Genomic DNA, 24,414 nt, shown 5'->3' with positions numbered 1-24,414 from the left:
GTGCTCGTCCTGGCCGGCGTGGTCGGGACCTTCGGCCTGCTGGGCCTGCTGGTCGGCCGCGACCTCGACCGCACCGGACGGCACGGCCGGGACAACTGGCACCGGGCCGGCGGGTACCCGGCCGACCCCGGCCTTCCGGACCGCCTGCACGGCACCCTGCCCGCGGCCGCCGGCCCGGCCTTCGGCACACTTGGGGCATGGACCCCGACACCGACCTCGTCATCCGCCGCGCCCGCGAGGAGGAACTCGACGCCGCCGGCGAGCTCACCGTCGAGGTCTACGTCAAGGAGGGCCACAGCAGGCCTGACAGCCCCTACGCCGGGCTCCTCGCGGACGCCCGGCGCCGGGCCGAGGAGGCCGAGCTCCTCGTCGCCGTCGACCCCGCGGACGGCGCCGTGCTCGGCTGCGTGACCTTCGCCGCGGGCGGCAACGCGTGGGCCGACATCGCCGAGCCGCACGAGGGCGAGATCCGGATGCTCGCGGTCGCCCGGGCCGCCCGCGGCCGCGGCGCGGGCACCGCGCTGGTGCGGGCCGCGATGGAGCGCAGCCGGGAACTGGGACTGGCCGGGATGGCCTTCTCCACCCGCCCGCACATGACCGCCGCACACCGCGTCTACGAACGACTCGGGTTCCTGCGGACGCCCGCCCGGGACTGGGAGCCCGCGCCCGGCATCGACGTGATCGTTTATTCGATCACATTCTGACGGACGGTCCGGTGGCTCCACGCAGTCGAGCGACCACGACACGCGGCACTACATCTGGTGCCGCATCCTGAGACCGCCACAACATGTATGCTCGCTCTCGCTGTCGACGCAGGGAAACCCGGTGTGAATCCGGGACTGCCCCGCAACGGTGAGCGGGCTGCCCAGCACCCTGGGCCCGCGAGTCCGAGACCTGCCGACGGTGTGCCACATGGCTTCCCCGCAGATGCCTTGCAGCACCGCAGTACCGTCCGGGCCTCGCGGGTGGGCCGGGGTGGGACCACGCGCGCCTGGTGATTCGGCGTGCCGCTCCCCCCTGCCTGAAGCCGGTCCGGCCGATCTCGTCCGCCGCCGCCACAGGAGAGAGTGCGCCTTGACCGTCGCTGCCTCAGTCGCCCTGCCGTCCCAGGGTTCCTCCCCCAGCCTTCGGCCGGGTGGTGCCCCCAACGCCGCCGAGAGCGACCCCGGTGCCGCGCTGCTCCGGATGCTCACCGACCGCAGCACCGACCTCCCCCAGGTGGACCCCGGCCACGTCGCCGCCGCCGCGCTGCGCGGCCGCCACGCCGGCTCCGACTTCGCGGAGCTGCGCGGGCTGGCCGTGGAGGCCGCCGCGTCGATGATCGCCGAGGACCCCCAGTACTCGAAGCTGGCCGCGCGCCTGCTGGCGCTGGAGATCTCGGACGAGGCCGTCGGTCAGGGCGCCGTGTCGTTCTCCGCCTCGATCGCCGTCGGCCACGCCGAGGGCCTGATCGGCGACACCACGGCCGCCTTCGTGGCCAAGCACGCGGACGCCTTCGACGCGTTGATCGACCAGGGCGGCGACGACCGGTTCGAGTACTTCGGCCTGCGCACCGTGCAGTCCCGCTACCTGCTGCGCCACCCGATCACCCGCAAGGTGATCGAGACCCCGCAGCACTTCCTGCTCCGCGTCGCGGCCGGTCTGGCGGTCGGCGACGGCGAGCAGTCGGTGCGCGAGGTGGCCGAGCTGTACGCGCTGATGAGCGCGCTCTCCTACCTGCCCTCCTCGCCGACCCTGTTCAACTCCGGCACCAAGCACCCGCAGATGTCCAGCTGCTACCTGCTGGACTCGCCGCTGGACAACCTGGACTCGATCTACTCGCGCTACGCGCAGATCGCCCGGCTGTCCAAGCACGCCGGCGGCATCGGCCTCTCCTACAGCCGGATCCGCTCGCGCGGCAGCCTGATCCGCGGCACCAACGGCAAGTCCAACGGCATCGTGCCGTTCCTGCGGACGCTGGACTCCTCGGTCGCCGCCGTCAACCAGGGCGGCCGCCGCAAGGGCGCGGCCTGCGTCTACCTGGAGACCTGGCACGCCGACATCGAGGAGTTCCTGGAGCTCCGCGACAACACCGGCGAAGAGGCCCGCCGCACCCACAACCTCAACCTGGCGCACTGGATCCCGGACGAGTTCATGCGCCGGGTCAACGCCAACGCGGACTGGTCGCTGTTCTCCCCGGCCGACGTACCCGAGCTGGTCGACCTGTGGGGCGCCGACTTCGACGAGGCGTACCTGAAGGCCGAGCAGGCCGGCAAGGCCGTCCGCACCATCCCGGCGCAGACCCTGTACGCCCGGATGATGCGCACCCTGGCGCAGACCGGCAACGGCTGGATGACCTTCAAGGACGCCTCCAACCGCGCCGCCAACCAGACCGCGCTGCCCGGCCGCACGGTGCACTCCTCGAACCTGTGCACCGAGATCATCGAGGTCACCGACGACTCCGAGACCGCGGTCTGCAACCTGGGCTCGGTCAACCTCGGCGCCCACGTGGCCGAGGGCGCCTCCGTCGCCGACCTGGTGAACACCATGGACTGGGACCGGCTGGACGCCACCGTGCGCACCGCCGTGACCTTCCTGGACCGGGTCATCGACATCAACTTCTACCCGACCACCGAGGCCGGGACGTCCAACTCCCGCTGGCGCCCGGTCGGCCTCGGCGTGATGGGCCTGCAGGACGTCTTCTTCCAGCTGCGGATCGACTTCGACTCCGCCGAGGCCAAGCGGCTCTCCACGCTGATCGCCGAGCGCATCATGCTCACCGCCTACGAGCGCTCCAGCGAGCTGGCCGAGGAGTTCGGGCAGCACAGCGCGTACGCGGAGACCCGGGCCGCCCGCGGCCAGCTGCACATCGACCACTTCGACACCGCCCCGCAGTGGACCGAGCGCTGGGACGCGCTGCGCGCCCGGATCGCCACCACCGGCCTGCGCAACTCGCTGCTGCTGGCGATCGCGCCGACCGCGACCATCGCCTCGATCGCCGGTGTCTACGAGTGCATCGAGCCGCAGGTCTCCAACCTGTTCAAGCGCGAGACCCTCTCCGGCGAGTTCCTCCAGGTCAACCCGTACCTGGTGCGCGAGCTCAAGGAGCTCGGCGTCTGGGACCAGCAGACCCGGGACGCGCTGCGCGAGGCCAACGGCTCCGTCCAGGAGCTGAACTGGCTGCCCGCCGGCGTGCGTTCGCTCTACCGCACCGCGTGGGAGCTCCCGCAGCGTGCGCTGATCGACCTGGCCGCCGCCCGGCAGCCGTACATCGACCAGAGCCAGTCGCTGAACCTGTTCATGGCCGCGCCGACCATCGGCAAGCTCAGCTCGATGTACGCGTACGCGTGGAAGGTGGGTCTGAAGACCACCTACTACCTGCGCTCCCGCCCGGCCACCCGGATCGCCCAGGCCGCGTCCGGCGCCGCCCGCACCGCCGTCCCGGTGCCCACCCCGACCCTCTCCCCGGAGGAGGAGGCGGCACTCGCCTGCTCCCTGGAGAACCCCGAGTCCTGCGAGGCCTGCCAGTGAGTTCCGCCGATCGCGACAAGATGCTGCTCGACCCCGGGTTCGAGCTGACGCTGCGTCCGATGCGCTACCCGTCGTTCTACGACCGGTACCGGGACGCGATCAAGAACACCTGGACCGTGGAGGAGGTGGACCTGCACTCCGACGTCGCCGACCTCGCCAAGCTGAGCGAGGGCGAGCGGCACATGATCGGCCGGCTGGTCGCCTTCTTCGCCACCGGTGACTCGATCGTCGCCAACAACGTGGTGCTGAGCCTCTACAAGCACATCAACTCCCCCGAGGCCCGGCTCTACCTGTCCCGGCAGCTGTTCGAGGAGGCCGTGCACGTCCAGTTCTACCTGACGCTGCTCGACACCTACCTGCCCGACCCCGAGGACCGTGCGGCGGCCTTCGACGCGGTGGAGAACATCCCCTCCATCCACCAGAAGGCGCAGTTCTGCTTCAAGTACATGAACGCGGTCGACCACCTGGACTCGCTGCAGACCAAGGAGGACCGCCGCGCGTTCCTGCTGAACCTGATCTGCTTCGCGGCCTGCGTCGAGGGCCTGTTCTTCTACGGCGCCTTCGCGTACGTGTACTGGTTCCGCAGCCGCGGTCTGCTGCACGGCCTGGCCACCGGCACCAACTGGGTGTTCCGGGACGAGTCCATGCACATGGACTTCGCCTTCTCGGTGGTGGACACCGTCCGCTCGGAGGAGCCCGACCTCTTCGACGACGAGATGGCCAAGCAGGTCACCGAGATGCTGGAGGAGGCCGTCGAGGCGGAGCTCCAGTTCGCCCGTGACCTGTGCGGCGAGGGCCTGCCCGGGATGAACACCGAGTCGATGAGGGAGTACCTGCAGGCCGTCGCCGACCAGCGCCTGGCCCGGCTCGGGATGCCGATCCGCTACGGCTCCAGCAACCCGTTCGGGTTCATGGAGCTGCAGAACGTGCAGGAGCTGACCAACTTCTTCGAGCGCCGGGTCTCGGCGTACCAGGTCGCGGTCGAGGGCTCGGTCGCCTTCGACGACGACTTCTAGGAGGGCCGGCCGCCGCCCCGCCGTAGATGACGGCGGGGCGGCAGTCGCATATCGGCGCAGTCACCGATCGGGACCACCCCGAACCCGCACGCTAGTCTCCCTGGGTGTCACACACTTTTCCCCCATCCGCCCCTGAGGCGCCGGCGCCGCAGGCCGCGCCCACGCAAGCCGCTCCCGCAGAGACCGCGACCCGGTCAACGGGCCCGGCCAAGCCCCGCCTCGGCTGGCTGGACGCGCTGCGCGGGCTGGCGGCCCTGACGATCGTGGTCCAGCACTTCAGCCAGTTCCTGCTGCCCGGGGTCTTCGCCCGCACGAGCCACTGGCTCGACCTGGGGTCCTACGGCGTCTTCCTGTTCTTCCTGGTCAGCGGCTACATCGTGCCCGCGTCGCTGGAGCGGCGGGGCAGCGTTCGCGGCTTCTGGCTGAGCCGGCTGTTCCGGATCTACCCGCTGTGCCTGGTCGTGGTCGGCGTCGGCGTCCTGGTGTGGAAGCTCGGCGCCTACCGGACGCTGTCGCCGGTCAACGGTTTCGCCACCGAGCATCCGGCCCTCGCCGCGCTGGGCAACCTGACCATGCTGCACGACTTCCTCGGCATGGGCGGCGCGCTCTTCGTCATGTGGACGCTCTCGTACGAGATGGCCTTCTACTTCCTGGTGGCCGCGCTCTTCGTGCTCGGGGTGCACCGCCGCAGCGCCGAGATCTCGGTGGCGTTCGCGGTGGCGGGGGTCGCCGCCGTCGGTGTGTTCCCGCTGCTCGCCGTCACCCACGACCAGGCCTGGATCCGGCGGTCGGTCGTGCTGGTCGCCGCGGCGATGGCGGTCGGGCTGCTGCTGGTGATGAGCCGGCGCAGGCCGCTCGCGGTCGGCGGCGCCCTCGTGCTCGCCGCTCTCGCGCTCTACCTGCTGGTGGCGAACAGCCGCACGGGCTGGTTCAGCATGGCGATCCTGGCCACCATGTTCGCGGGCACCGCGTTCTACCGCGCCGAGCAGGGACAGATCGGCCGGGGCAGGTGCGCGGTGGCCGGCGCACTGGCGTTCGGCGCCATCGTCTGGGTCGGCACCCGGTACGGCGAGGGCGATGTCCTCGCGACCCACCTGCAGAAGCAGTGGCCGATCACCATGGCCGCCACCTGGGCCACCTTCGCTCTCGGCTACAGCCTGCGCAACCACCGGATCCCGCGGCTGTTCTCGTGGCTCGGCTCGATCAGCTACTCGATCTACCTGGTGCACGCCGTGCTGCTCTGCGTCCTGCTCCGGCTGGTCGGCCCGCACGCCGCGACGACCCTGTCCAGCGGAGCCCGGGTCGGGCTGGGCGTCCTGTTCTGCGTCGCGGTGGTCCTGCTGAGCCACCTGACGTTCCGTCTGGTCGAGCAGCCGTTCCAGCGGCTCGGCCACCGGGTGACCAAGCGGGTCGAGAAGCTCGGCGCCCGGTCGGTCTGACCTCCGGGCGCGACGGCGAAGGCCGGTGTGCGTCGCGCACACCGGCCTTCGCGTTCGGGCGGCGGCCGGTTGGGCCCGGTCGCCCCGGACGGGGTCTAGGCGTTCGGCACGGTGGCGTAGCGGGCGGTGCCCTCGGCCATCTGCTTCAGGGCGTCCTTGCGGTCGCGCTTGGAGAGCCGGTCGATGTACAGGTAGCCGTACAGGTGGTCGGTCTCGTGCTGCAGGCAGCGGGCGAAGAAACCGGTGCCCTCGACCCGGACCGGGTTGCCGTCCTTGTCCTGGCCGGTGACCGCGGCGTAGTCCGGGCGGGCCAGGTCCATGTACGCGGTCGGCACGGAGAGGCAGCCCTCGGCCGAGTCGTCCAGCGCCCGGCGGCCGGCCGGCAGCTCCTCCAGCACCGGGTTGACGATGTGTCCGATGTGGCGCACGCCCTTGTCGTCCGGGCAGTCGTAGACGAAGACCTTGAGGTCCACGCCGATCTGATTGGCCGCCAGGCCGACGCCCTGGGCGGCCTCCATCGACACGAACATGTCGTCGATCAGCGCCGAGAGCTCGGCGTCGAAGGACGTGACGTCCTTGCACTCGCGGTGCAGGACGGGGTTGCCGACCACGGTGATCGGACGGGCGGTGCCCTTGGAGAGGTCGGGCACCTCCCCGATCACCTGCTGGGCCTCGGGCTCGTCGTGGTCGTGCTCGTGGTCGTGCTCGTGGTCGTGCTGGTCCGCCATGGTCGCTTCCGCTTTCGTGGATCTACAGATGTACCGCTCAAGGGTACGGCCCCCGTCACCCCGATGGTCCTTACTCCCCCGAGACCGGCCCTCGCCCGCGAAGCCCTCTCAGCAGACCTCTTCGAGATCCCGGTACGCCCGGGTGGCGGGCGAGCCGGCCACCCAGCGCTCCAGCAGGATCCGCACCAGGGCCGAGGGCGCGGCGATGCCGCACTCCCGCTCGACCAGCCAGGCCAGTCCGGCGCTGCCCTGGCTCAGGTGGCTCAGGTGGCCGGGGTGGAAGGCGTCCCCGTCGTCGTGCGGGTCGTGGTGCACGGTGCGGCCGTCGTCGATCGCCATCCGGCTCTCCGAGCACGCCCGGCAGAGCAGCCGCACCGAGGAGGTCCAGTCCTCGGCCGCGTAGCCGGCGTCCGAGACCAGGCGCTCCAGGGCGTCCCGGTCGCCGGCGGTGGCCGCCTGGAGCAGCACCACGTGGGTCGGCACCGGGGAGGGCGCCCAGAGCTCGATCTCGTCGAAGACCGGGTACGCCACGCCGTCCGCGACCCGCTCGCCGTGCGGGGCGCCGTCGTGCAGCACCACCTCGCCCCAGCGGCGGCCGGAGGACGGCAGCGGGATGGAGAGCACCTCGATCCGGGCCGGGTCGAGCCGGCGGCCCCAGACCACCTCGGACTCGCCGTCCGGGGAGAGCCGGACCGGGGTGGTGCCGAGGTCCAGCTCGATCGTGCCGTCGGCGGCCGCGGCCGGCCCGCCGGGCAGCTTCAGACCGTACGCCTGCCAGGCGCGGCGGGCCAGCGGCCAGTCCTGCAGCGCGGTGGCGGTGATGCCGAGGTTCCACCAGTCCGGGGCGCCCTGGCCGCGGTCCAGCAGGGCGACGGCGCGCAGTCCCGCGGCGCGGGACTGCTCCCAGTCCCGGCGGAACTTGTGCAGCAGGGCGAGGTTGAACCAGGAGTCGGACAGCCACGGCTCCAGGTCCGCGGCCATCACCAGCAGGGCGCCCGCGTCCTCGTACCGGCCGTCGCCGATCAGCGTGAAGGCCCGGTCGGTCGTCTGCCGCCAGGTGGCAGACGGCCGGTGCCGTGCGCGGTGGAAGATCCTCACGTTCCGTCCCTGCCGTTGTCGTCCGCCGGGTCGCCCCGCCTCGGGTGTTCCCGCCACGACCGCATCCAACCACGCCACCCCTGGCGAGCGCTCCCTGCGCGGCCGTTCAGTCCGGTCCGGCCTCGTCGGCGCCGGAGCCGCCCGGCACCTGGCCACCCACTCTGGCCAGGGCGTCCAGCACGACCGGGTCGTAGGCCCGGCCGCGTTCCAGCCGGAGCCGTTCCAGTGCCTGCAACCGCCCGGCCATCTCCGGCAGGCCCGCGCTGCGGGCCGCGGTCAGCAGGTCGTCGTGCGCGTTGGCCACCTGGATGATCCGGGCGGCGACCGGGAGCGAGCGGTCCGGCCGGCCGTCCGGCAGCCGTCCGGGGTCGGCCAGCCTGGCGACCTGCTGCCAGACCTGCCGGGGCACCCCGGTCCGCCGGATCACCTCGCTGCCGAGGCGCGCGATCCGCTGCTGCTCCTCGGCGGGCAGCAGCGCGGTGGCGCCGCCGGGCACCGGCTCGACCAGCGAGAGCTGGCCGATGTCGTGCATCAGCGCGGCGTACTCCAGCAGGGCGAGCTCCCGGGTGCCGAGGCCGAGCTCGCGGCCGAGCGCGCAGGCGGTGTCGGCGACCCGCCGGGCGTGGCCGGGGGTGGTGTAGCCGGCCACCTCGGTGGCCCTGGCCAGCGTCTCGATGGTCTGTCCGGTGGTGGCCCGGGCCGCGGCCGCCCGCCGGAACGCGGCCCGGGCAAGCAGCAGCGGCGCGCAGAACAGCGGCAGCGCCCACAGCCCGACCTCGCCCGCCAGCAGGCTGAGCAGCATCCCGGTGGCCACGATCGCGGAGCCGATCCCGGCCAGCGAGCGCAGCTCGTCCTCCAGCGCCATGGCGAACCGCGCCCCCGTCCTGGCCCGGTGCAGTACGGCGGCCAGGGCGGCGTCGCAGAGCGCGGCCAGGACGGCGACCGCGATCACGAACACCCCGTAGCCGGGGCCGGTCAGCGGCATCCGGTCGATCGCCCCGCTGGTGTACAGCGGCTGGAACAGCACGGCCGCGAACGCCGCGGTGAGCAGCCGCCTGGCCGCGGCGTCGGCCCGGGCGGCGAGCGCCGGGGGGAGGAGTCCCCGGGGCCGCAGTCCGCCGCCGGCCGCCCGCCGCAGCAGTGCGCCCGCCAGGGTGCCGAGCCCGACCACCGCCACCACCTGCAGGGTGCCGTGCGAGGTGGGCAGGCCGCGCAGTGGGCCGAGCAGCGCGTACGCGAGGGCGGCGGCGGTGCCGACCGGCGCCTGGTCGCGGTCGCCCGGCAGGATCACCCTCACGCACTCGCCGAACGCGATCAGCCCGACGAAGGCCAGTGCCACGGCCGGCTCGGCCAGGCCGTGGGCGAGTGAGTGCAGCACCCCCGCGCCGAACAGCCCGGCGGCCGCGCCGTAGACCACCACGGGCGCCGTCCCGGTCACGGCGGGCCGCCGAAGGCGACGCCGGCGCCCTTGGCCGGGCTCCGGCGGGCGGGCTCGGGCACGCCGAGCGGGATGTCCGGCACCTCGCCGTCCCAGCCACCGGGCGGGGGCGGCTCGACCTGCCAGTCGTGCTCGGCCAGGGCGCGGACCAGGGCCCGCACCATCACCGGGTCGAACTGGCTGCCCGCGCAGCGGCCCAGCTCGGCCACCGCCTCGCCGACCGGGCGGCCGCGCCGGTAGGAGCGGGTGGAGGTCATCGAGTCGAAGGCGTCCGCGACCGAGATGATCCGGGCGAACTCCGGGATCCGGGTGCCCGCGAGCCCGTCCGGGTAGCCGCGGCCGTCCAGCCGCTCGTGGTGGTGCAGGATGCCGTCCCGGGCCTCGCCGAGGAACGCGAGCTCGCGGACCAGCTCGTGGCCGGCCACCGGGTGCACCTCGATCGCCCTGCGCTCGGCCTCGGAGAGCGGGCCGTTGCGCCGCAGCAGTTCGGTGGCGACCGCGAGCTTGCCGACGTCGTGCAGGGTGCCGGCGAAGTGCAGGGTCCGGATCCGGTCCTCCGCCATGCCGAGCTGGCGGGCGATCAGCACCGAGGCCCGGCCGACCCGCTCGCTGTGCCCGCGGGTGTAGGCGTCCTTGATCTCCACCGCCTGCACCAGCGCCTGCACGGTCGCCCGGTGGGCGGCCTGCTCGCGGTGGGCCTGGGCGGAGACCCAGGCCGAGATGGACAGCGGCAGCAGCGCGAGCAGCACGGCCAGCGCGCCGTACGGGCCCTGCCACAGGATCGCGACCATCAGGCCGCCGGCCCCGTGCAGCAGTGCGGGCAGCAGGCAGTTCCACAGGGCGCGGACCGTCCCGACGGCCGGACCGGCACCGGCGAGCCGGCGGACGGTGCCCACCAGAACGCCGTTGACCAGGCAGAACACCAGCACGGCGGCGAGTGCGCCGAGCGCGGCGCCGGGGAAGCGGGAGCCGAGCAGCAGCCGCGGCCCGCCGAGCAGGTGGAAGACCGCGGCGGCGGCGAACGCGGCGAGGGCGAGCTGGGAGGCGTTCCACAGCCGGCGCACCGCTCCGGGCTGCCCGAGCGGCCCGATCAGCGCGGCCGGGACGGCGACCAGCGCGGCGGCGGCCGGGGGCAGCATCAGGACTCCGGCGAACAGCACCGGGAAGAAGCTGCTGCCCGGGCGCCCGGCCGGTTCGGTCCTGACGGGTCGGCGGCCGAGCAGGCGCCGCCAGATCCGGGTGCAGGGCGTGGGCAGCCCCTGGGCGAGCGATTCCAGGCACAGGTGCAGCAGCGCGAGCGGCGCCAGCCGCCGGAGGTCGACCGGCCCGCCGAGCCAGCCCGCGGCCGTGGGGAGCACCAGCGGGAGCAGGCAGCAGACGGCGGCGAGGAGGACGCCGGCGACGCAGCCGGCCATCGCGCGCGGCAGGGCCGCACCGTCGCGAACACTGGCGATACCGGCCTCCCCACCCCGTGCTCTGCCCACCGGACGTGAGGGCCAGTCAGGAGAATAGGGCGCGACCCGAGGGCTGCGACGCACGATGGCGGATTGCCGCTGTCGGGGCAGCGACAGCTCACCCGAACGAGTGAAACGCCGGTCCGCGGAGCCGAATACGCCACGGCGGCCGCCCCGGACCTTAAATGCGTCCCAAGCCTTCGCCGGGCCCTTGACCCCCACAGGTGGTCCAGTCCATTTTATGGAGCAGACCGGCCCGCACCCGGGTCGTGCTCCCCGCACCGCGCTCCCGCGTACAGCGCCGTCCACCCCCGGGCCCCACCGCGCTCGTGCGGTCCCCCACACCCCTGCCCCGGAGAGGTTCCCGCATGGAACGAACCCAGCTCCGCTCCCCCGCGCCCCGCCGGCACCGCCGCCGGCGCGGCACCCTGGCCGCCGCCGCCACCGCCGCGCTCGCGCTGCTGGCCGGCGGCGTCGCCGCCCTGACCGGCAGCTCCGACGCGGTCGCCGCGCTCGGCGCCACCGACGCCCTGGGCAGCAACTGGTACGCCTCGGCCCCGTACCTGATGCCCGAGGACAACAGCCCGCCGGATCCGGCCGCCGTGATGGACGCGACCGGCCAGAAGGCCTTCCAGCTGGCCTTCATCCTGGACGCGGGCGGCTGTCGGCCCGCCTGGGGCGGCACCTCCTCGATCGACACCGACACCGTGATGCCGGCCGTCATCCAGAAGATCCGCGGCAAGGGCGGCGACGTCTCGGTCTCGGTCGGCGGCTACGGCGGCAACAAGCTCGGCCAGAGCTGTGGCACCCCGGAGGCGACCGCGGCCGGCTACCAGAAGGTGATCACCAAGTACCAGCTGAAGGCGATCGACTTCGACCTGGAGGAGCCCGAGTACGAGAACGCGGCGGCCATCCACAACGAGATCGGCGCCGCGAGGATCCTTCAGCGGGACAACCCCGGCCTGTACATCTCGATCACCACGGCCGGCACCAACGCGGGCACCGGCTGGTTCGGGACGCAGATGCTGAACGAGGCCAAGTCCCAGGGCTTCACCCCGAACAACTACTCGATCATGCCGTTCGACGGCGGGTTCAACGGCGCCACCGCGCAGACCGACGCGCTGGTGAAGTTCAATCAGATCCTGCAGACCACCTTCGGCTGGAGCGAGGCCACCGCCTACGCCCACGAGGGCGTCTCCCTGATGAACGGACGCACCGACGCCGCCGAGTACTTCCGGCAGGCCGACTTCCAGACCGTGCTCGACTTCGCCACCGCGCACAAGCTGGCCCGCTACACCTACTGGTCCGTCAACCGGGACCGTCAGTGCGCCGGGACGGTCGACCCCGGCCTCTCCGGCTCCTGCTCCAGCGTGGCCCAGAACGACTGGGACTTCACCAAGTTCACCGTCCGCTTCGCCGGAGCGACGCCGCCCACCACACCGCCCACGACTCCGCCGACCAGCCCGCCGCCCGGCAGCCCGAGCCCGAGCCCCAGCCCGAGCTCCGGCACCTGCACCCAGCCCCCGTGGAGCGCCACCACCACCTACACCAACGGCAACAAGGTCTCGTACCAGGGCCACAACTACCACGCCAAGTGGTGGACCCTGAACGAGGTCCCGACCGCCAGCGGCCAGTGGGGCGTCTGGGCCGACGACGGCCCCTGCTGAGGGAACGGCCCGCTGACGTACCGAAAGGCCGCGCGGGCCGGCCCCGGGGCATCCGGGGCCGGCCCGCGCGGTCGCGAGGCTCGCTGCGGCGCGGTGCTACTCCGCGGTGGCCGCGGCCGGGGCGCCCTGCCCGGCCGGCGGCCCGTCGGCGGACTTCGCGGCGGCCGCCGCCGAACGCTGCCCGGTCCGGATCGAGTCGATCCGGGCCAGCACCTTGGTGCGCAGATCGGCCGGGGTGTCGTCACAGCCGCAGGACCGCTTGATCAACGCCTTGATGGCCTGTTCGAGACCGTACTTCTCCAGGCAGGGCGAGCACTCCTCGAAGTGCACCCGCAGCTTGGCGCAGTCGCCTTCGGCCATCTCGTTGTCGAGAAATTCGTAGAGGTGGTCGAGCACCTCGCCACACTCGGTGTCGTGCGGATCGCCGCAGCTCATGAGCCCGCGCCCTTCGCTTCCTGACCTGCTCCACTGCCCGCCGGGACCAGCCCGCGGTCACGGGCGTAGTCCTCCAGCATGCCGCGCAACTGGCGACGGCCCCGGTGCAGTCGGGACATCACCGTACCGATGGGTGTACCCATGATGTCCGCGATCTCCTTGTAGGCAAAGCCCTCGACGTCCGCCAGATAGACGGCGATGCGGAATTCCTCCGGGATCGCCTGGAGGGCGTCCTTCACATCGCTGTCGGGCAGGTGGTCGAGCGCCTGCGCCTCGGCCGAGCGCAGACCGGTCGACATGTGCGACTCGGCCCGGGCCAGCTGCCAGTCCTCGATCTCCTCCGCCGCGGTGCGCTGGGGTTCGCGCTGCTTCTTGCGGTACGAGTTGATGAACGTGTTGGTGAGGATGCGGTACAGCCACGCCTTGAGGTTGGTGCCCTCGCGGAACTGGTGGAAGGACGCGTACGCCTTGGCGAATGCTTCCTGCAGCAGGTCCTCCGCGTCGGCCGGGTTGCGGGTCATCCGCAGCGCCGCCGAGTACATCGGATCGAGGTACATCAGCGCGTCGCGCTCGAAGCGCTCGCGCCGCGACTCCTCGCTCTCGTCCGCGGAGACCCGGAAGGTGTCCTCACCGATCGCCTCGGCCAGCTCGTCACCGGTGAGCGCCTCGCCCGCGGGCAGGCCCTCACTCGGACCGCCCACGCCCGACACGGACTCGTCATCGGTCCCGACGACCGGACCCACCTCCTCGGCACTGCGGGCCCGGCCCACGGCGGGCCGACCCGAGATGGAGGATATCGGGCTCACGGGCTTCTCGCCCGCGACAAGCCAGTCCGACCAGTCGGGTACGAGCGTGTTGGCCACCGCTCGCTCCTCCGGCCGCTCGGGGCACGCGATCGAACCCATGTGCTGCGCCACCTTCCACCGGGACTCTGCTGACGGTGGGGTCAACCATCGGACACCGTCCCGCATTCCCGACCGGAGTCGGGCGTTGGCAGGCAGTCGCCGGGCTCAGGTGCGGGCGGACAGCCAGTCGCCGACCGCGGCGGTGATCAGGGCCGACACCTCCTGCTGCCCGAGCGCGGCCCGCTTGGGCACCTTGAAGCCGTGGCCCGCCCCCGGCACCTCGACCAGCTCGTGGGTGGCCGGCAGCACCGGGAACTCCCCGGGCGTGCCGAAGGTGTCCGCGCCGCCCTGCACCACCAGCGTGGGCAGAGCGGTGCCCAGCAGTTCGTCGGCCCGGCTCTTCTCCGGCCGGCCCGGCGGGTGCAGCGGGAAGGACAGCGCGAGCACCCCCGCGGCGCCGCTGTCCCGCCCGGTCCGGCAGGCCACCCGGGCGCCCGCGCTGCGCCCGCCGACGAACAGCGGCACGCCGTCCTGCGCCAGCTCCGGCACCACCGGAAGCCAGCCCGCGTCGAGCGTCTTCGGGGCGGGGGCCAGCCTCTTCCCGGCCACCCGCCAGGGCTGCTCGACCAGGGCGACGGCGAAGCCGAGCGGCGGCAGCGCGGCGGCCAGCGCCTGCAGGTCCAGCGCCTCGACGCCGCCGCCGGCGCCGTGTCCGAGGGCGAGCCGGGCCCGGGGCCGGCCGGCGGTCTCGTACCGGGTGATCCGGGCGTCGCCGGCGGGGGTGGTGACCAGGGTCTGCACGCGGGGCTCCCGGAGTCGGCTCAGAAGAGAGTGGTGCGGTCCTCGTCGGTCAGCTCCCGCACCAGCTCGGGACCGTTGTTGCGGATGTTACCGACGGCGGTGCCCACCGGGTGCACCCGCAACGCGCCGGGCGCGGGCGGGACGAGCAGCGAGCGCAGCTCGTCCGGGTCGGTACGGGCCGGGTCCAGCCAGGCGTCGAAGCCGGCCGGGTCGAGGAAGAGCGGCATCCGCTCGTGGATCGGGGCGAGCAGCGGCTCGGCCTCGGTGGTGACCACGGTGCAGGTGACCCGCCAGGCGTCCGGGTGGTCGGCGGGGAGGGTGCGGTCGCGCCAGAACTCGTACAGACCGGCCAGCGCGAGCACGCCGCCGTCGGCCCGGGAGACGAAGTACGGCTGCTTGCCCGCCCGGCCCTTGGCCCCGGGTGTCGACTGCCACTCGAAGTAGCCGTCGATCGGGAGCAGACAGCGGCGGGCGGCGAAGGCCTGCCGGTAGGAGGGCTTCTCGTGCACGGTGTCGGCCCGGGCATTGATCATCTTGACCGCGGTGTCCGGGGACTTCGCCCAGGCCGGCACCAGGCCCCAGCGCAGCACCCGCAGCTGGCGGACCGGCGCCGGCAGGCCCTTCGGAGTGCGCTCCAGCACCACGAAGGCCGGGTCGGTGGGCGCCACGTTCCAGCTCGGGGCGAGCGTCTCGGTGGGATCCCACTGCTCCACCCCGAAGATCTCGACCAGGTCCTCGGGCTTGGTGGTGGAGGCGAAGCGACCGCACATGACGATCAGCTTGCCACGCCCGCCCCACCCGTACGGCGCAGTCTCACGGAACGGCATCGGAGAGAACCGGGCGCTACCGCCGCGCCGTCCCTGCATGGGAGGCTGCCGGTCCGGCAGTGGACCGAGGGACTTGGGCGGTACGGGATGGACTTCGCGAACGTGTGGCACCGGGTGGCGGACCCCCAGCCCCTGCCGCCGGGCTGGCTGGTGCTGGTCATGGCCGCCGCCGCCCTGCTCGCCGTCGCGGTGCAGCCGGCCTGGCGGCTGAGCCGGAACGTGGTGACCATCGCGCACGAGGGCGGGCACGGCCTGGTCGCGCTGCTCACCCGGCGGCGGCTGGCGGGGATCCGGCTGCACTCGGACACCTCAGGACTGACCCTCTCCTCCGGGCCGCCGACCGGCCCCGGCATGATCCTCACCGCCGCGGCCGGCTACATCGCGCCCTCACTGCTGGGCCTGGGCGGCGCCGCGCTGCTGGCCGCCGGGCGGATCACCGCACTGCTGTGGATCTCCATCCTGCTGCTCGCCGGAATGCTGATCAAGATCAGGAACGCCTTCGGGGTGCTCTCCGTGCTGGTCACCGGCGCGGCCTTCGTCCTGGTCTCCTGGTACGGCGGCGAGGAGCTCCGGGCCGGCTTCGCCTACCTCGGCGTCTGGTTCCTGCTGCTGGCCGGCGTCCGGCCGGTGGTCGAGCTCCAGCGCAAGCGCCGGCACGGCGGGGCACCCGACTCGGACGCCGACCAGCTGGCCCGGCTGACCGGGGTCAGCGCCCTGCTCTGGGTCGCGCTGTTCCTGGTGATCGCCCTGGTCTGCCTGCTGATCGGCAGCGGCTGGCTGCTGGACTGGCCGACCCGCTGAGCCACTCCCGGCACGCCCCGGCCGCCGCACCGGCGGGTACACCCACCACCCCTAGACTTGCCGCATGACCGACTCCCTGTGGCCCGCCCCTGTCGCCACCGCCGCCGTCGACGCGACCGTGACCATCCCCGGCTCCAAGTCCGCGACCAACCGCGCGCTGGTGCTGGCGGCGCTCGCCGACGGCCCGGGCTGGGTCCGCCGCCCGCTGCGCAGCCGTGACTCGCAGCTGATGGCGGACGGCCTGCGGGCACTGGGCGTCGGTATCGAGGAGACCGTGAACGCGGCCAGCGGCGGCACCGGCGGCGGCGAGGCCTGGCGGGTCATCCCGGCCGGCCGGCTGCGCGGGCCCGCCCAGGTGGACGTCGGCAACGCCGGCACCGTGATGCGCTTCCTGCCCCCGCTCGCGGTGCTCGCCGACGGCGCGGTGCACTTCGACGGCGACCCCCGCAGCTACGAGCGCCCCCAGCACGGCGTGATCGACGCGCTGCGCGCCCTCGGCGCGCGGATCGACGACGGCGGCCGCGGCGGCTTCCCGCTCACCGTGCACGGCACCGGCTCCCTGGACGGCGGCACGGTGGAACTGGACGCCTCCTCCTCCTCGCAGTTCATCAGCGCCCTGCTGCTCTCCGGGGCCCGCTACAACAACGGCGTGGAGATCCGGAACATCGGCGGCACCGTGCCCTCGCTGCCGCACATCCGGATGACCGTCGACATGGTCCGCAAGGCCGGCGGCCAGGTGGACGCCCCCGAGGACGGCGGCGAGAAGGACGTCTGGCGGGTCACCCCCGGCGCCCTGATCGGCCGTGACCTGGTGGTCGAGCCGGACCTCTCCAACGCCGCCCCGTTCTTCGCCGCCGCGTTGGTCACGGGCGGCCGGGTCACCGTCCGGGACTGGCCGAAGCACACCTACCAGCCCGGCGACCAGCTCCGCGAGATCTACACGCGGATGGGCGGCAGCTGCCGCTTCTCGGACGAGGGCCTGGAGTTCACCGGCACCGGCCGGATCCACGGCATCGAGGCCGACCTGCACGACGTCGGCGAGCTCACCCCGGTGATCGCCGCGGTGGCCGCGCTGGCCGACTCCGAGTCCCACCTGTACGGCATCGCCCACCTGCGCCTGCACGAGACCGACCGGCTCGCCGCGCTGGCCAAGGAGATCAACGACCTGGGCGGCAACGTCACCGAGACCGAGGACGGTCTGCGGATCCGCCCGCGTACTCTGCACGGCGGCGTCTTCCACACCTACGAGGACCACCGCCTCGCCACCGCCGCCGCCGTACTCGGCCTCGCGGTCAAGGGCGTCGAGGTGGAGAACGTGGCGACCACCGCCAAAACCTTGCCGGACTTCCCGCAGATGTGGGCCGACCTGCTGGGCCAGAGCTGACGGGAAGTAGAACAGCATGCGCCGCTACGGCAAGGACGCCGACGAGGACGACATCCGCAACCGCCCGGGCCGCAAGGGCTCCCGGCCGCGGACCCGGATCCGGCCCAAGCACGAGGACGCCGCCGAGGCGATGATCCTCACCGTGGACCGGGGTCGGCTGACCTGCCTGGTGGACGCGGGTACCAAGCAGGAACGCCAGATCATCGCCATGAAGGCGCGCGAGCTGGGCCGCAAGGGCGTGGTGGTCGGCGACGTGGTCAACGTGGTCGGCGACCTCTCCGGCGAGGCCGACACGCTGGCCCGGATCGTCCGGGTCGAGGAGCGCAGCTCCGTCCTGCGGCGCACCGCGGACGACGACGACCCGTACGAGCGGATCGTGGTCGCCAACGCCCAGCAGCTGGCCATCGTGACCGCGCTCGCCGACCCGGAGCCTCGGCCCCGGCTGATCGACCGCTGTCTGGTGGCCGCGTACGACGCGGGCATGGAGCCGCTGCTGGTGCTCACCAAGTCCGACCTGGCCTCCGCGGAACCGCTGCTGGAGTCGTACGCGCCGCTGGGCATCCAGTACGTGGTCACCCGGCGGGACGAGCTGGAGACGGCGGGCGCCGAGGCCGTCCGGGAGCACCTGCGCGGGCGCTCCACCGTGTTCATCGGACACTCCGGCGTCGGCAAGACCACCCTGGTCAACGCGCTGGTCCCGGCGCACCAGCGGACCACCGGCGTGGTGAACGCGGTCACCGGGCGCGGCCGGCACACCACCGTCTCGGCGCTGGCCCTGCGGCTGCCGCCGCCGCCCGGGGCCAAGCCGGGCTCGAAGAAGGCGCTGGACCCGGGCTGGGTGATCGACACCCCGGGCTTCCGGTCGTTCGGGCTCTCGCACATCGACCCGTCCCGGGTCATCCTGGCCTTCCCCGACCTGGAGCCCGGCACCGCCGACTGCCCGCGCGCCTGCAGCCACGACGAGCAGGACTGCGCGCTGGACGCCTGGGTCGCGGACGGCCACGCCGATCCGGCCCGGCTGTACTCACTGCGCCGGCTGCTCTCCACCCGCGAGGCCGGCGAGGGCGACTGACTCCGCTCGGCGACGCCGGACGCAACCACCGTTCGGCCGGTCGGAGGTGTCGGACGGCCCTGCCCTGGCGATCATAAGAAGGTCGGACCGACCGGTCCCGTCCCCCGGGAGACAGGGAGCCAGCGCGATGCCATGGGCCATGGTGATCCTCGCCGGTCTGCTGGAGACCGGCTTCGCGGTCAATCTCAAGCTGAGCCACGGCTTCACCAAGCTCTGGCCGACCGTCGCGTTCTGCGCGTTCGCCCTGGGCAGCTTCGGTCTGCTCACGCTGTCGCTCAAGTACCTGCCGGTCGGCAGCGCCTACGCGGTGTGGACCGGCATCGGCGCGGCCGGCACGGCGGTGTACGGCATGGTCTTCCTGGACGAGTCCAGCAGCACCCTCAAGCTCGTCTCGATCAGCCTGGTGATCGCCGGGGTGGTGGGCCTCCAGATCAGCGGCAGCGGGCACTGACCGGCGCCGATCCGCCGGGCCCGTCCGCTGAGCGAGCCGTGCTGTCGGGATCGTGGAGGGCTCGATATCGTTCGAGCATGGCCGACTACCACGACGATCTCCGACTCGCCCACGTCCTCGCCGACTCGGCCGACTCCATCACCATGGAGCGCTTCAAGGCGCTGGACCTCAAGGTCGAGACCAAGCCCGACCTGACCCCCGTCAGCGACGCCGACAAGGCCGCGGAGGAGCTGGTGCGCAGCGTGCTCCAGCGGGCCCGGCCGCGCGACGCGGTGCTCGGCGAGGAGTACGGCCTGCAGGGCACCGGCCCGCGCCGCTGGGTGATCGACCCGATCGACGGCACCAAGAACTACGTCCGCGGCGTACCGGTGTGGGCCACCCTGATCGCGCTGCTGGAGGAGGGCGTGGACGGCGAGCTGCAGCCGGTGGTGGGCATCGTCTCCGCCCCCGCGCTGAACCGCCGCTGGTGGGCGGCCAGGAGCCTGGGCGCGTACGCCGGCCGGAGCCTGGCCAAGGCGAGCCGGATCTCGGTGTCGGGCGTGGCCGACCTCGGGGACGCCTCGCTCTCCTACTCCTCGCTCAGCGGCTGGGAGGAGCGCGGCCGGCTCGACCCGTTCCTGGACCTGACCAGGGCCTGCTGGCGCACCCGCGCCTACGGCGACTTCTGGTCGTACATGATGGTCGCCGAGGGCGCGGTGGACATCGCGGCCGAGCCCGAGCTGAGCCTGTGGGACATGGCGGCGCCGTGCATCGTGGTGCAGGAGGCGGGCGGCCGCTTCACCGGGTTGGACGGCTACGACGGACCGAACGGCGCGGACGCGGTGGCCAGCAACGGGCTGCTGCACGAGGAGGCCCTGCGCCGGCTGAGCGTCTGAGCGCAGGACGGCGGCGGAACCGGCCGCGGAACTGGTCGCGGGCCCGGGAGCAGTCGAACTGCTCCCGGGCCCGCAGCTCTTGACGGCCCGCTACTTCTGCTTGCGCAGCTCGCGGACGGCCTCCTCCAGCCGCCGGCCGTAGTCGGCGTCGGCCTGGCGGAAGTTGTCGATCGCACGCTCGACGATGTCGTCGCGGTCGGCCGAGACCTTGGCGATGAAGCCGGCGAGGTTGGCTATCAGGCGCTGCCTCTCGTCCTCGGAGAACAGCCGGTAGAGCGTGCCGGCCTGGACGAAGTCGTTGTCCTCGGCGTGCGCGGGGGCCTCGTGGTTGCCGGTGAGGCCGGTCACCGGGGTGGGGGCCCAGAGCGGACGGCCGGTCTCGACGGGGCCGCCGAAGCTGTTGGGCTCGTAGTTCTTCTGCCGGCCGTGGCGGCCGTCGTAGAGGTAGCCGTCCCGGTTGTTGTTGCGTGCCTCGCCGGCGTGCGGGCGGTTCACCGGCAGGTGGTCGGCGTTGATGCCGACGCGGTAGCGGTGGGCGTCCGCGTAGGCGAACAGGCGGCCCTGCAGCATCTTGTCCGGGGAGGGGCCGATGCCGGGCACGAAGTGCGCCGGGGAGAAGATCGACTGCTCGACCTCGGCGAAGACGTTGTCGGGGTTGCGGTTGAGCTCCAGCTTCCCGATCTCGATCGGCGGGTAGTCCGCGTGCGGCCAGACCTTGGTCAGGTCGAACGGGTTGAACCGGTAGGTCACGGCGTCGGCGGCGGGCATGATCTGCACCTGTACCGTCCAGCTCGGGAACTCGCCGCGCTCGATCGACTCGCGCAGGTCGCGCTGGTGGCTGTCCGGGTCCTCACCGGCGAGCGCGTTGGCCTCGGCCTGGGTGAGGTTCCTGATGCCCTGGTCGGTCTTGAAGTGGTACTTGACCCAGAAGTACTCGCCGGCCTCGTTCTGCCACTGGTAGGTGTGCGAGCCGTAGCCGTTCATGTGGCGCAGGGTCGCCGGGATGCCGCGGTCGCCGAACAGCCAGGTCACCTGGTGGGTGGATTCGGGCGAGAAACCCCAGAAGTCCCAGACGTTGTCCGCCTCCTGGGAGCCGGTGTACGGGTCGCGCTTCTGGGTGTGGATGAAGTCCGGGAACTTGATGGCGTCCTTGATGAAGAAGACCGGCGTGTTGTTGCCGACCAGGTCGTAGTTGCCGTCCTCGGTGTAGAACTTCAGCGCGAAGCCGCGCGGGTCGCGGACCGCGTCCGCCGAACCGAGGTTGCCCGCCACGGTGGAGAACCGCAGGAAGGTCTCGGTCTGCTTGCCGACCTGCGACAGGAACGTCGCCCGGGTGTACGGCGTGACGTCGGCCGTCACCGTGAACGTGCCGTAGGCGCCGGCGCCGCGGGCGTGCACCACCCGCTCCGGGATCCGCTCGCGGTTGAAGTGGGCGAGCTTCTCGAAGAGGTACTGGTCCTGGATCAGCGCCGGGCCGCCCGTGCCGGCCGTCTCGGTGTTCTGGTTGTCGGCGACGGGCGCGCCGGCCTCCGTGGTGAGAGTGGGCCGCAGGTCGTCCTGGGTGGTCATGGCGTGCCTCCGCGTTATCCGGTCGTGACGAATCGATCCTAGCTTGGACTTTGTCCAAGTCAATACTGGAACCAAGTTAAGATCGTGCCCTACCCTTGACCCATGAGTGACCTGCTGGAACGACTCCGGACCCGCGGCTGGCGGCTCACCTCACAGCGGCGCGTGGTGGCCGAGGTCCTCGACGGTGAGCACGTCCACCTGACCGCCGACGAGGTGCACGCGCGCGCGGTCGACCGGCTGCCCGAGATCAGCCGGGCCACCGTCTACAACACCCTGGGCGAGCTCGTCGGCCTCGGCGAGGTGCTGGAGGTCGCCACCGACGGGCGCGCCAAGCGGTACGACCCCAACGCGCACCACGCACACCAGCACCTGATCTGCTCCGGCTGCGGCGCCATCCGCGACGTCCACCCCCAGGGTGATCCACTCGCCGCGCTGCCCGCCACCGAACGCTTCGGCTTTGTCATCTCGGGCGCCGAGATCACCTACCGCGGGCTCTGCCCCGACTGCCGCTGACAGCCCGGCCGCCCGGCCTCAGGCGCTGAGCTCCGCGTTGAGCGCCCCGAGCAGCCGCGCCGCCCGCTCGGCCACCTCGGCCGGCCCGTACTCGGCCGCCCGCCGGCACCAGCTCTCCGCCTGCACCGGCTCCCCCCGGCGCAGTGCCAGCAGCGCCAGCCGCAGCGCGGCCCGCCCGTGGCCCGCGTCGGCGGCCCGGGTGTACCAGAGCATCGCCTCGGCCTCGGAGTCCTGACGGGCCAACAGCAGCCCCAGGTTGAAGGCCGCGCTGCGGCTGCCCGCCTCGGCCGCCCGCCGGTACCAGCTCTCGGCGATCTCCAGCGCGCCGCGCTCCGCCGCCCGCACCCCCATCCGGACCTGGGCCCGGCGGTGCCCGGCGTCGGCGGCCACCGCGTACCAGTGCTCGGCCTCCGCGTCCGCGTCGCCGCGCCGGTCCAGCACCGAGGCCAGCCGGAAGGCGCCCTCGGCGGATCCGCCGGCCGCGGCCTGGCGGTAGCGGTCCAGCGCGGCGGTCAGGTGGCCGCGCTGCTCCTGGGCGACGGCCAGTTGGAGGGCGGCCTCGCCGTGGCCTTCCGCGGCAGCGCGCGCGTACCACTCGTGCGCCTGCTGCTGCTCTCCGCGCCCGGCGTGCAGGACGCCCAGGTTGAAGGCGCCGTCCACACTGCCGGCCTCGGCGGCCTTGGAGAACCAGGGCTCGGCGCCGGACTCGTCGCCGCGCTGGAGCAGGATCACGGCCAGCGCGTTGCAGGCCTCCCGGTGCCCGGCGTACGCGGCGCGCCGGTACCACTGCTCGGCCTGGGCCTCGCGGCCGGCGCCCGCACACAGCAGGCCCAGGTTGAACGCGCCGTTGTGGTCGCCGGCCTCCAGTGCCATCCGGTACCACCGCTCGGCCTCGGCCGAGGCGCCGCGGCCGGCGTGCAGGGCCCCGAGCGCGTTGGCGGCCGTGCCGTCCCCCGCCTCGGCCGCCTCCTGCCACCACTCGGCGGCGGCGGTCAGGTCCCCGGTGTCGCGCAGCAGGAAGCCCAGCGCGCACGCGGCCCGGGGCTCCCCGTTCTGCGCCGACTGCCGGTACCAGCGGGCGGCCTCCTCGATCAGCGCGGGCTCCTCCTGGGCACGCTCCTCCAGCAGGACGCCGAGCCGCAACGCCGCGCGGGCGTGGCTGCGGGCGGCGGCGGTGCGGTACCAGGTCTCGGCGGTCTCCTTGTCGCCGGCGGCCTCGCGCATCCGGGCCAGCCGGTAGGCGGCCTCACGGTGCCCGGCGTCGGCGGCGGCCTTGAACCAGCGCTCGGCGCGGACGTCCCGCCGATGCTCCATCAGATCGCCCAGCGCGTAGGCGCCGAGCGGGTGTCCGTGCTCGGCCGCGAAGTGGAGCCAGTACTCGGCCGCCTCCTCCTCACCCTGGTCGCGCAACTGCAGGCCGAGCGCGTGCGCGGCGGGGGCACTGCCCGCCACCGCGGCCTGCCGCCACCACTGCGCGGCCTCGGCACGGTGGCCCTGCTGGTGCAGCAGGACACCCAGGTTGTTGGCCGCGGCCCGCAGCCCCGCGGCCGCCGCACTGCGCAGGTACGGCTCGGCGTCCGCGAGGTCGCCGCGGCGCAGCAGCAGCGCGCCGAGCTGGCTGGCGGCGTTGGGGTCGCCGGAGTCGGCGGCCTGCCGGTGCCGGGACTCCAGTGCGGCCTGCTCGCGCGCGGCCAGCGCACTCTCGAAGCTGGTCGCGTCCGGGTCCGTCTCCGCGTCGGGGTCGACGGTCCCGTGCGCGTACGGGCCGATGGCGTCGACGAGTTGCTGGGCGGAGATGTGCACCAGGCTCTCCGGGCCGAAGCCTTCGGGCCGCGGTGCGGTGCGGGCGGTGGTGCGCTGCGCGGGCAGGGCGGTGTGCGTGTCGTCGGAGCTGATCGCCCAGCCCTCGGTGTCCGCCTCGATGGCGCTGTTCGCGCCCGCACCCCGGTCTGCCGGGTCTCCCGCTCCTCGCTCGTTCCTGCCGATCAGCTTCATGCCGACTCCCGCTCCCCCAGAGTGCTGCGGCATCCTCCCCCAGCCTTCGGCCGGGGGGACCCCCACCCCAGCCATCGGCCAGGACCGGAGAACTCCCACCCCAGCCATCGGCCGGCGCCGAGACCGGGGGACCTCCGAGGGGCCCCTCGGAGTCGACGGCCCGTCAACGGCCGCGCAGCGTCCCCCATGTGCTCCATCGTCGCATCACCCGCAACCCGCGTACACCTGCTCCGGTCGAATGTGACAGAGCGGGGCCGAAGCCCGGCGAGATTGCTTCAGCGCTTTGTCGATTTCCCGACACTGAGCCCCACAAACCCCGGTCACGCATCGTACCGGAGTGGATCAGCCTTTCGGCCACCCATGGCGAAGGCCCGGAGGATTTGATCCTCCGGGCCTTCTGCTACTGAGTAGCGGGGACAGGATTTGAACCTGCGACCTCTGGGTTATGAGCCCAGCGAGCTACCGAGCTGCTCCACCCCGCGTCGGTAACTCAACA

21 protein-coding genes, 1 tRNA gene and 1 riboswitch are annotated in these 24,414 nt (G+C 72.9%); of the genes, 11 read left to right on the top strand and 11 right to left on the bottom strand.

The features are described from left to right. The first annotated feature begins 197 nt into the window (after positions 1 to 197). From OG871_RS23695 to OG871_RS23680, 4 genes are all read left to right on the top strand, one after another. Complete coding sequence (locus OG871_RS23695) at positions 198 to 704, top strand: GNAT family N-acetyltransferase (protein WP_371499021.1); 507 nt, start codon at positions 198 to 200, stop codon at positions 702 to 704. A 70-nt stretch (positions 705 to 774) separates the two neighbouring features. Next, a riboswitch (cobalamin riboswitch) is annotated at positions 775 to 917 on the top strand. Between the two features lie 268 nt (positions 918 to 1,185). Further along, positions 1,186 to 3,510 (top strand): ribonucleoside-diphosphate reductase subunit alpha, encoded by a 2,325-nt coding sequence (locus OG871_RS23690; protein WP_371503401.1) that lies wholly within the window; start codon positions 1,186 to 1,188, stop codon positions 3,508 to 3,510. A 20-nt stretch (positions 3,511 to 3,530) separates the two neighbouring features. Further along, on the top strand, positions 3,531 to 4,526 hold the full coding sequence (locus tag OG871_RS23685; protein WP_371503400.1) for a ribonucleotide-diphosphate reductase subunit beta: 996 nt from the start codon (positions 3,531 to 3,533) through the stop codon (positions 4,524 to 4,526). Positions 4,527 to 4,630: 104 nt separating this feature from the next. Then, on the top strand, positions 4,631 to 5,965 hold the full coding sequence (locus OG871_RS23680; protein ID WP_371499019.1) for an acyltransferase family protein: 1,335 nt from the start codon (positions 4,631 to 4,633) through the stop codon (positions 5,963 to 5,965). 95 nt (positions 5,966 to 6,060) lie between these two features. On the opposite strand, the gene def is transcribed toward OG871_RS23680, so the two are convergent. The 4 genes from def to OG871_RS23660 form a co-directional block, all read right to left on the bottom strand. Next, complete coding sequence (def, locus tag OG871_RS23675; protein WP_371499017.1) at positions 6,061 to 6,693, bottom strand: peptide deformylase; 633 nt, start codon at positions 6,691 to 6,693, stop codon at positions 6,061 to 6,063. A gap of 108 nt (positions 6,694 to 6,801) precedes the next feature. After that, on the bottom strand, positions 6,802 to 7,791 hold the full coding sequence (locus OG871_RS23670) for a tetratricopeptide repeat protein (protein ID WP_371499015.1): 990 nt from the start codon (positions 7,789 to 7,791) through the stop codon (positions 6,802 to 6,804). Positions 7,792 to 7,897: 106 nt separating this feature from the next. Beyond that, positions 7,898 to 9,229, bottom strand: coding sequence for an HD-GYP domain-containing protein (locus OG871_RS23665; protein WP_371499013.1), 1,332 nt, complete (start codon positions 9,227 to 9,229; stop codon positions 7,898 to 7,900). Next, complete coding sequence (locus OG871_RS23660) at positions 9,226 to 10,713, bottom strand: HD-GYP domain-containing protein (RefSeq protein WP_371499011.1); 1,488 nt, start codon at positions 10,711 to 10,713, stop codon at positions 9,226 to 9,228. Before OG871_RS23660 ends, OG871_RS23665 begins: the two co-directional genes overlap by 4 nt. 338 nt (positions 10,714 to 11,051) lie before the next feature. Between OG871_RS23660 and OG871_RS23655 the strand changes: the two genes are divergently transcribed. Continuing rightward, entirely contained in the window at positions 11,052 to 12,350 is a 1,299-nt protein-coding gene (locus tag OG871_RS23655) for a carbohydrate-binding protein (protein WP_371499009.1), read from the top strand. Between the two features lie 96 nt (positions 12,351 to 12,446). Here OG871_RS23655 and rsrA read toward each other — a convergent pair whose 3' ends face one another. From rsrA to OG871_RS23635, 4 genes are all read right to left on the bottom strand, one after another. Then, the gene (rsrA, locus tag OG871_RS23650; protein WP_371499008.1) at positions 12,447 to 12,785 is read right to left on the bottom strand and encodes a mycothiol system anti-sigma-R factor; all 339 of its coding nucleotides are present in this window, start codon (positions 12,783 to 12,785) and stop codon (positions 12,447 to 12,449) included. After that, the gene (locus OG871_RS23645; RefSeq protein ID WP_371503399.1) at positions 12,782 to 13,495 is read right to left on the bottom strand and encodes a sigma-70 family RNA polymerase sigma factor; all 714 of its coding nucleotides are present in this window, start codon (positions 13,493 to 13,495) and stop codon (positions 12,782 to 12,784) included. The genes rsrA and OG871_RS23645 overlap by 4 nt, the downstream gene beginning before the upstream one ends. Positions 13,496 to 13,795: 300 nt before the next feature. Then, entirely contained in the window at positions 13,796 to 14,431 is a 636-nt protein-coding gene (locus OG871_RS23640; RefSeq protein WP_371499006.1) for an alpha/beta family hydrolase, read from the bottom strand. 20 nt (positions 14,432 to 14,451) lie between these two features. Next, positions 14,452 to 15,201 carry an SOS response-associated peptidase gene (locus tag OG871_RS23635; protein ID WP_371499004.1) on the bottom strand — a complete coding sequence of 250 codons (750 nt, stop codon included), beginning with the start codon at positions 15,199 to 15,201 and terminating at the stop codon, positions 14,452 to 14,454. 144 nt (positions 15,202 to 15,345) lie between these two features. Between OG871_RS23635 and OG871_RS23630 the strand changes: the two genes are divergently transcribed. From OG871_RS23630 to hisN, 5 genes are all read left to right on the top strand, one after another. Beyond that, a complete protein-coding gene (locus OG871_RS23630; protein ID WP_371499003.1) occupies positions 15,346 to 16,059 on the top strand; it encodes a M50 family metallopeptidase in 714 nt (237 codons plus the stop codon). A gap of 64 nt (positions 16,060 to 16,123) precedes the next feature. Further along, positions 16,124 to 17,443 (top strand): 3-phosphoshikimate 1-carboxyvinyltransferase, encoded by a 1,320-nt coding sequence (aroA, locus tag OG871_RS23625; RefSeq protein ID WP_371499001.1) that lies wholly within the window; start codon positions 16,124 to 16,126, stop codon positions 17,441 to 17,443. Between the two features lie 16 nt (positions 17,444 to 17,459). Next, positions 17,460 to 18,515, top strand: coding sequence for a ribosome small subunit-dependent GTPase A (gene rsgA / locus OG871_RS23620; RefSeq protein ID WP_371498999.1), 1,056 nt, complete (start codon positions 17,460 to 17,462; stop codon positions 18,513 to 18,515). A gap of 127 nt (positions 18,516 to 18,642) precedes the next feature. Beyond that, positions 18,643 to 18,966, top strand: a complete 324-nt coding sequence (locus OG871_RS23615; RefSeq protein ID WP_371498997.1) for a multidrug efflux SMR transporter — start codon at positions 18,643 to 18,645, stop codon at positions 18,964 to 18,966. A gap of 77 nt (positions 18,967 to 19,043) precedes the next feature. Then, positions 19,044 to 19,841, top strand: a complete 798-nt coding sequence (gene hisN / locus OG871_RS23610; RefSeq protein ID WP_371498996.1) for a histidinol-phosphatase — start codon at positions 19,044 to 19,046, stop codon at positions 19,839 to 19,841. Between the two features lie 90 nt (positions 19,842 to 19,931). Here hisN and OG871_RS23605 read toward each other — a convergent pair whose 3' ends face one another. Beyond that, a complete protein-coding gene (locus OG871_RS23605) occupies positions 19,932 to 21,410 on the bottom strand; it encodes a catalase (protein ID WP_371498994.1) in 1,479 nt (492 codons plus the stop codon). 102 nt (positions 21,411 to 21,512) lie between these two features. On the opposite strand from OG871_RS23605, the gene OG871_RS23600 reads away from it, so the two are divergent. Next, on the top strand, positions 21,513 to 21,923 hold the full coding sequence (locus OG871_RS23600) for a Fur family transcriptional regulator (protein ID WP_371498993.1): 411 nt from the start codon (positions 21,513 to 21,515) through the stop codon (positions 21,921 to 21,923). Between the two features lie 18 nt (positions 21,924 to 21,941). On the opposite strand, the gene OG871_RS23595 is transcribed toward OG871_RS23600, so the two are convergent. Both OG871_RS23595 and OG871_RS23590 read right to left on the bottom strand, forming a co-directional pair. After that, positions 21,942 to 23,918: a sel1 repeat family protein gene (locus OG871_RS23595; RefSeq protein ID WP_371498992.1), complete on the bottom strand. Its 1,977-nt coding sequence runs from the start codon at positions 23,916 to 23,918 to the stop codon at positions 21,942 to 21,944. 408 nt (positions 23,919 to 24,326) lie between these two features. Further along, positions 24,327 to 24,400, bottom strand: a tRNA-Met gene (locus OG871_RS23590). Between the last annotated feature and the right edge of the window lie 14 nt (positions 24,401 to 24,414).

Source organism: Kitasatospora sp. NBC_00374 (assembly GCF_041434935.1).
In the GTDB taxonomy this organism is placed as follows: Bacteria; Actinomycetota; Actinomycetes; order Streptomycetales; family Streptomycetaceae; genus Kitasatospora.
This window is presented reverse-complemented; position numbering and strand designations above follow the sequence as displayed.

Bases quoted from the DNA above. Each gene is read 5' to 3' on its own strand.
- OG871_RS23695 (WP_371499021.1), top strand. From the start codon at position 198: ATGGACCCCGACACCGACCTCGTCATCCGCCGCGCCCGCGAGGAGGAA.
- OG871_RS23690 (WP_371503401.1), top strand. From the start codon at position 1,186: ATGCTCACCGACCGCAGCACCGACCTCCCCCAGGTGGACCCCGGCCAC.
- OG871_RS23685 (WP_371503400.1), top strand. From the start codon at position 3,531: ATGCTGCTCGACCCCGGGTTCGAGCTGACGCTGCGTCCGATGCGCTAC.
- def (WP_371499017.1), bottom strand. From the start codon at position 6,693: ATGGCGGACCAGCACGACCACGAGCACGACCACGAGCACGACCACGAC.
- OG871_RS23655 (WP_371499009.1), top strand. From the start codon at position 11,052: ATGGAACGAACCCAGCTCCGCTCCCCCGCGCCCCGCCGGCACCGCCGC.
- rsrA (WP_371499008.1), bottom strand. From the start codon at position 12,785: ATGAGCTGCGGCGATCCGCACGACACCGAGTGTGGCGAGGTGCTCGAC.
- OG871_RS23635 (WP_371499004.1), bottom strand. From the start codon at position 15,201: ATGTGCGGTCGCTTCGCCTCCACCACCAAGCCCGAGGACCTGGTCGAG.
- OG871_RS23630 (WP_371499003.1), top strand. From the start codon at position 15,346: ATGGACTTCGCGAACGTGTGGCACCGGGTGGCGGACCCCCAGCCCCTG.
- aroA (WP_371499001.1), top strand. From the start codon at position 16,124: ATGACCGACTCCCTGTGGCCCGCCCCTGTCGCCACCGCCGCCGTCGAC.
- rsgA (WP_371498999.1), top strand. From the start codon at position 17,460: ATGCGCCGCTACGGCAAGGACGCCGACGAGGACGACATCCGCAACCGC.
- OG871_RS23615 (WP_371498997.1), top strand. From the start codon at position 18,643: ATGCCATGGGCCATGGTGATCCTCGCCGGTCTGCTGGAGACCGGCTTC.
- hisN (WP_371498996.1), top strand. From the start codon at position 19,044: ATGGCCGACTACCACGACGATCTCCGACTCGCCCACGTCCTCGCCGAC.
- OG871_RS23605 (WP_371498994.1), bottom strand. From the start codon at position 21,410: ATGACCACCCAGGACGACCTGCGGCCCACTCTCACCACGGAGGCCGGC.
- OG871_RS23600 (WP_371498993.1), top strand. From the start codon at position 21,513: ATGAGTGACCTGCTGGAACGACTCCGGACCCGCGGCTGGCGGCTCACC.
- OG871_RS23595 (WP_371498992.1), bottom strand. From the start codon at position 23,918: ATGAAGCTGATCGGCAGGAACGAGCGAGGAGCGGGAGACCCGGCAGAC.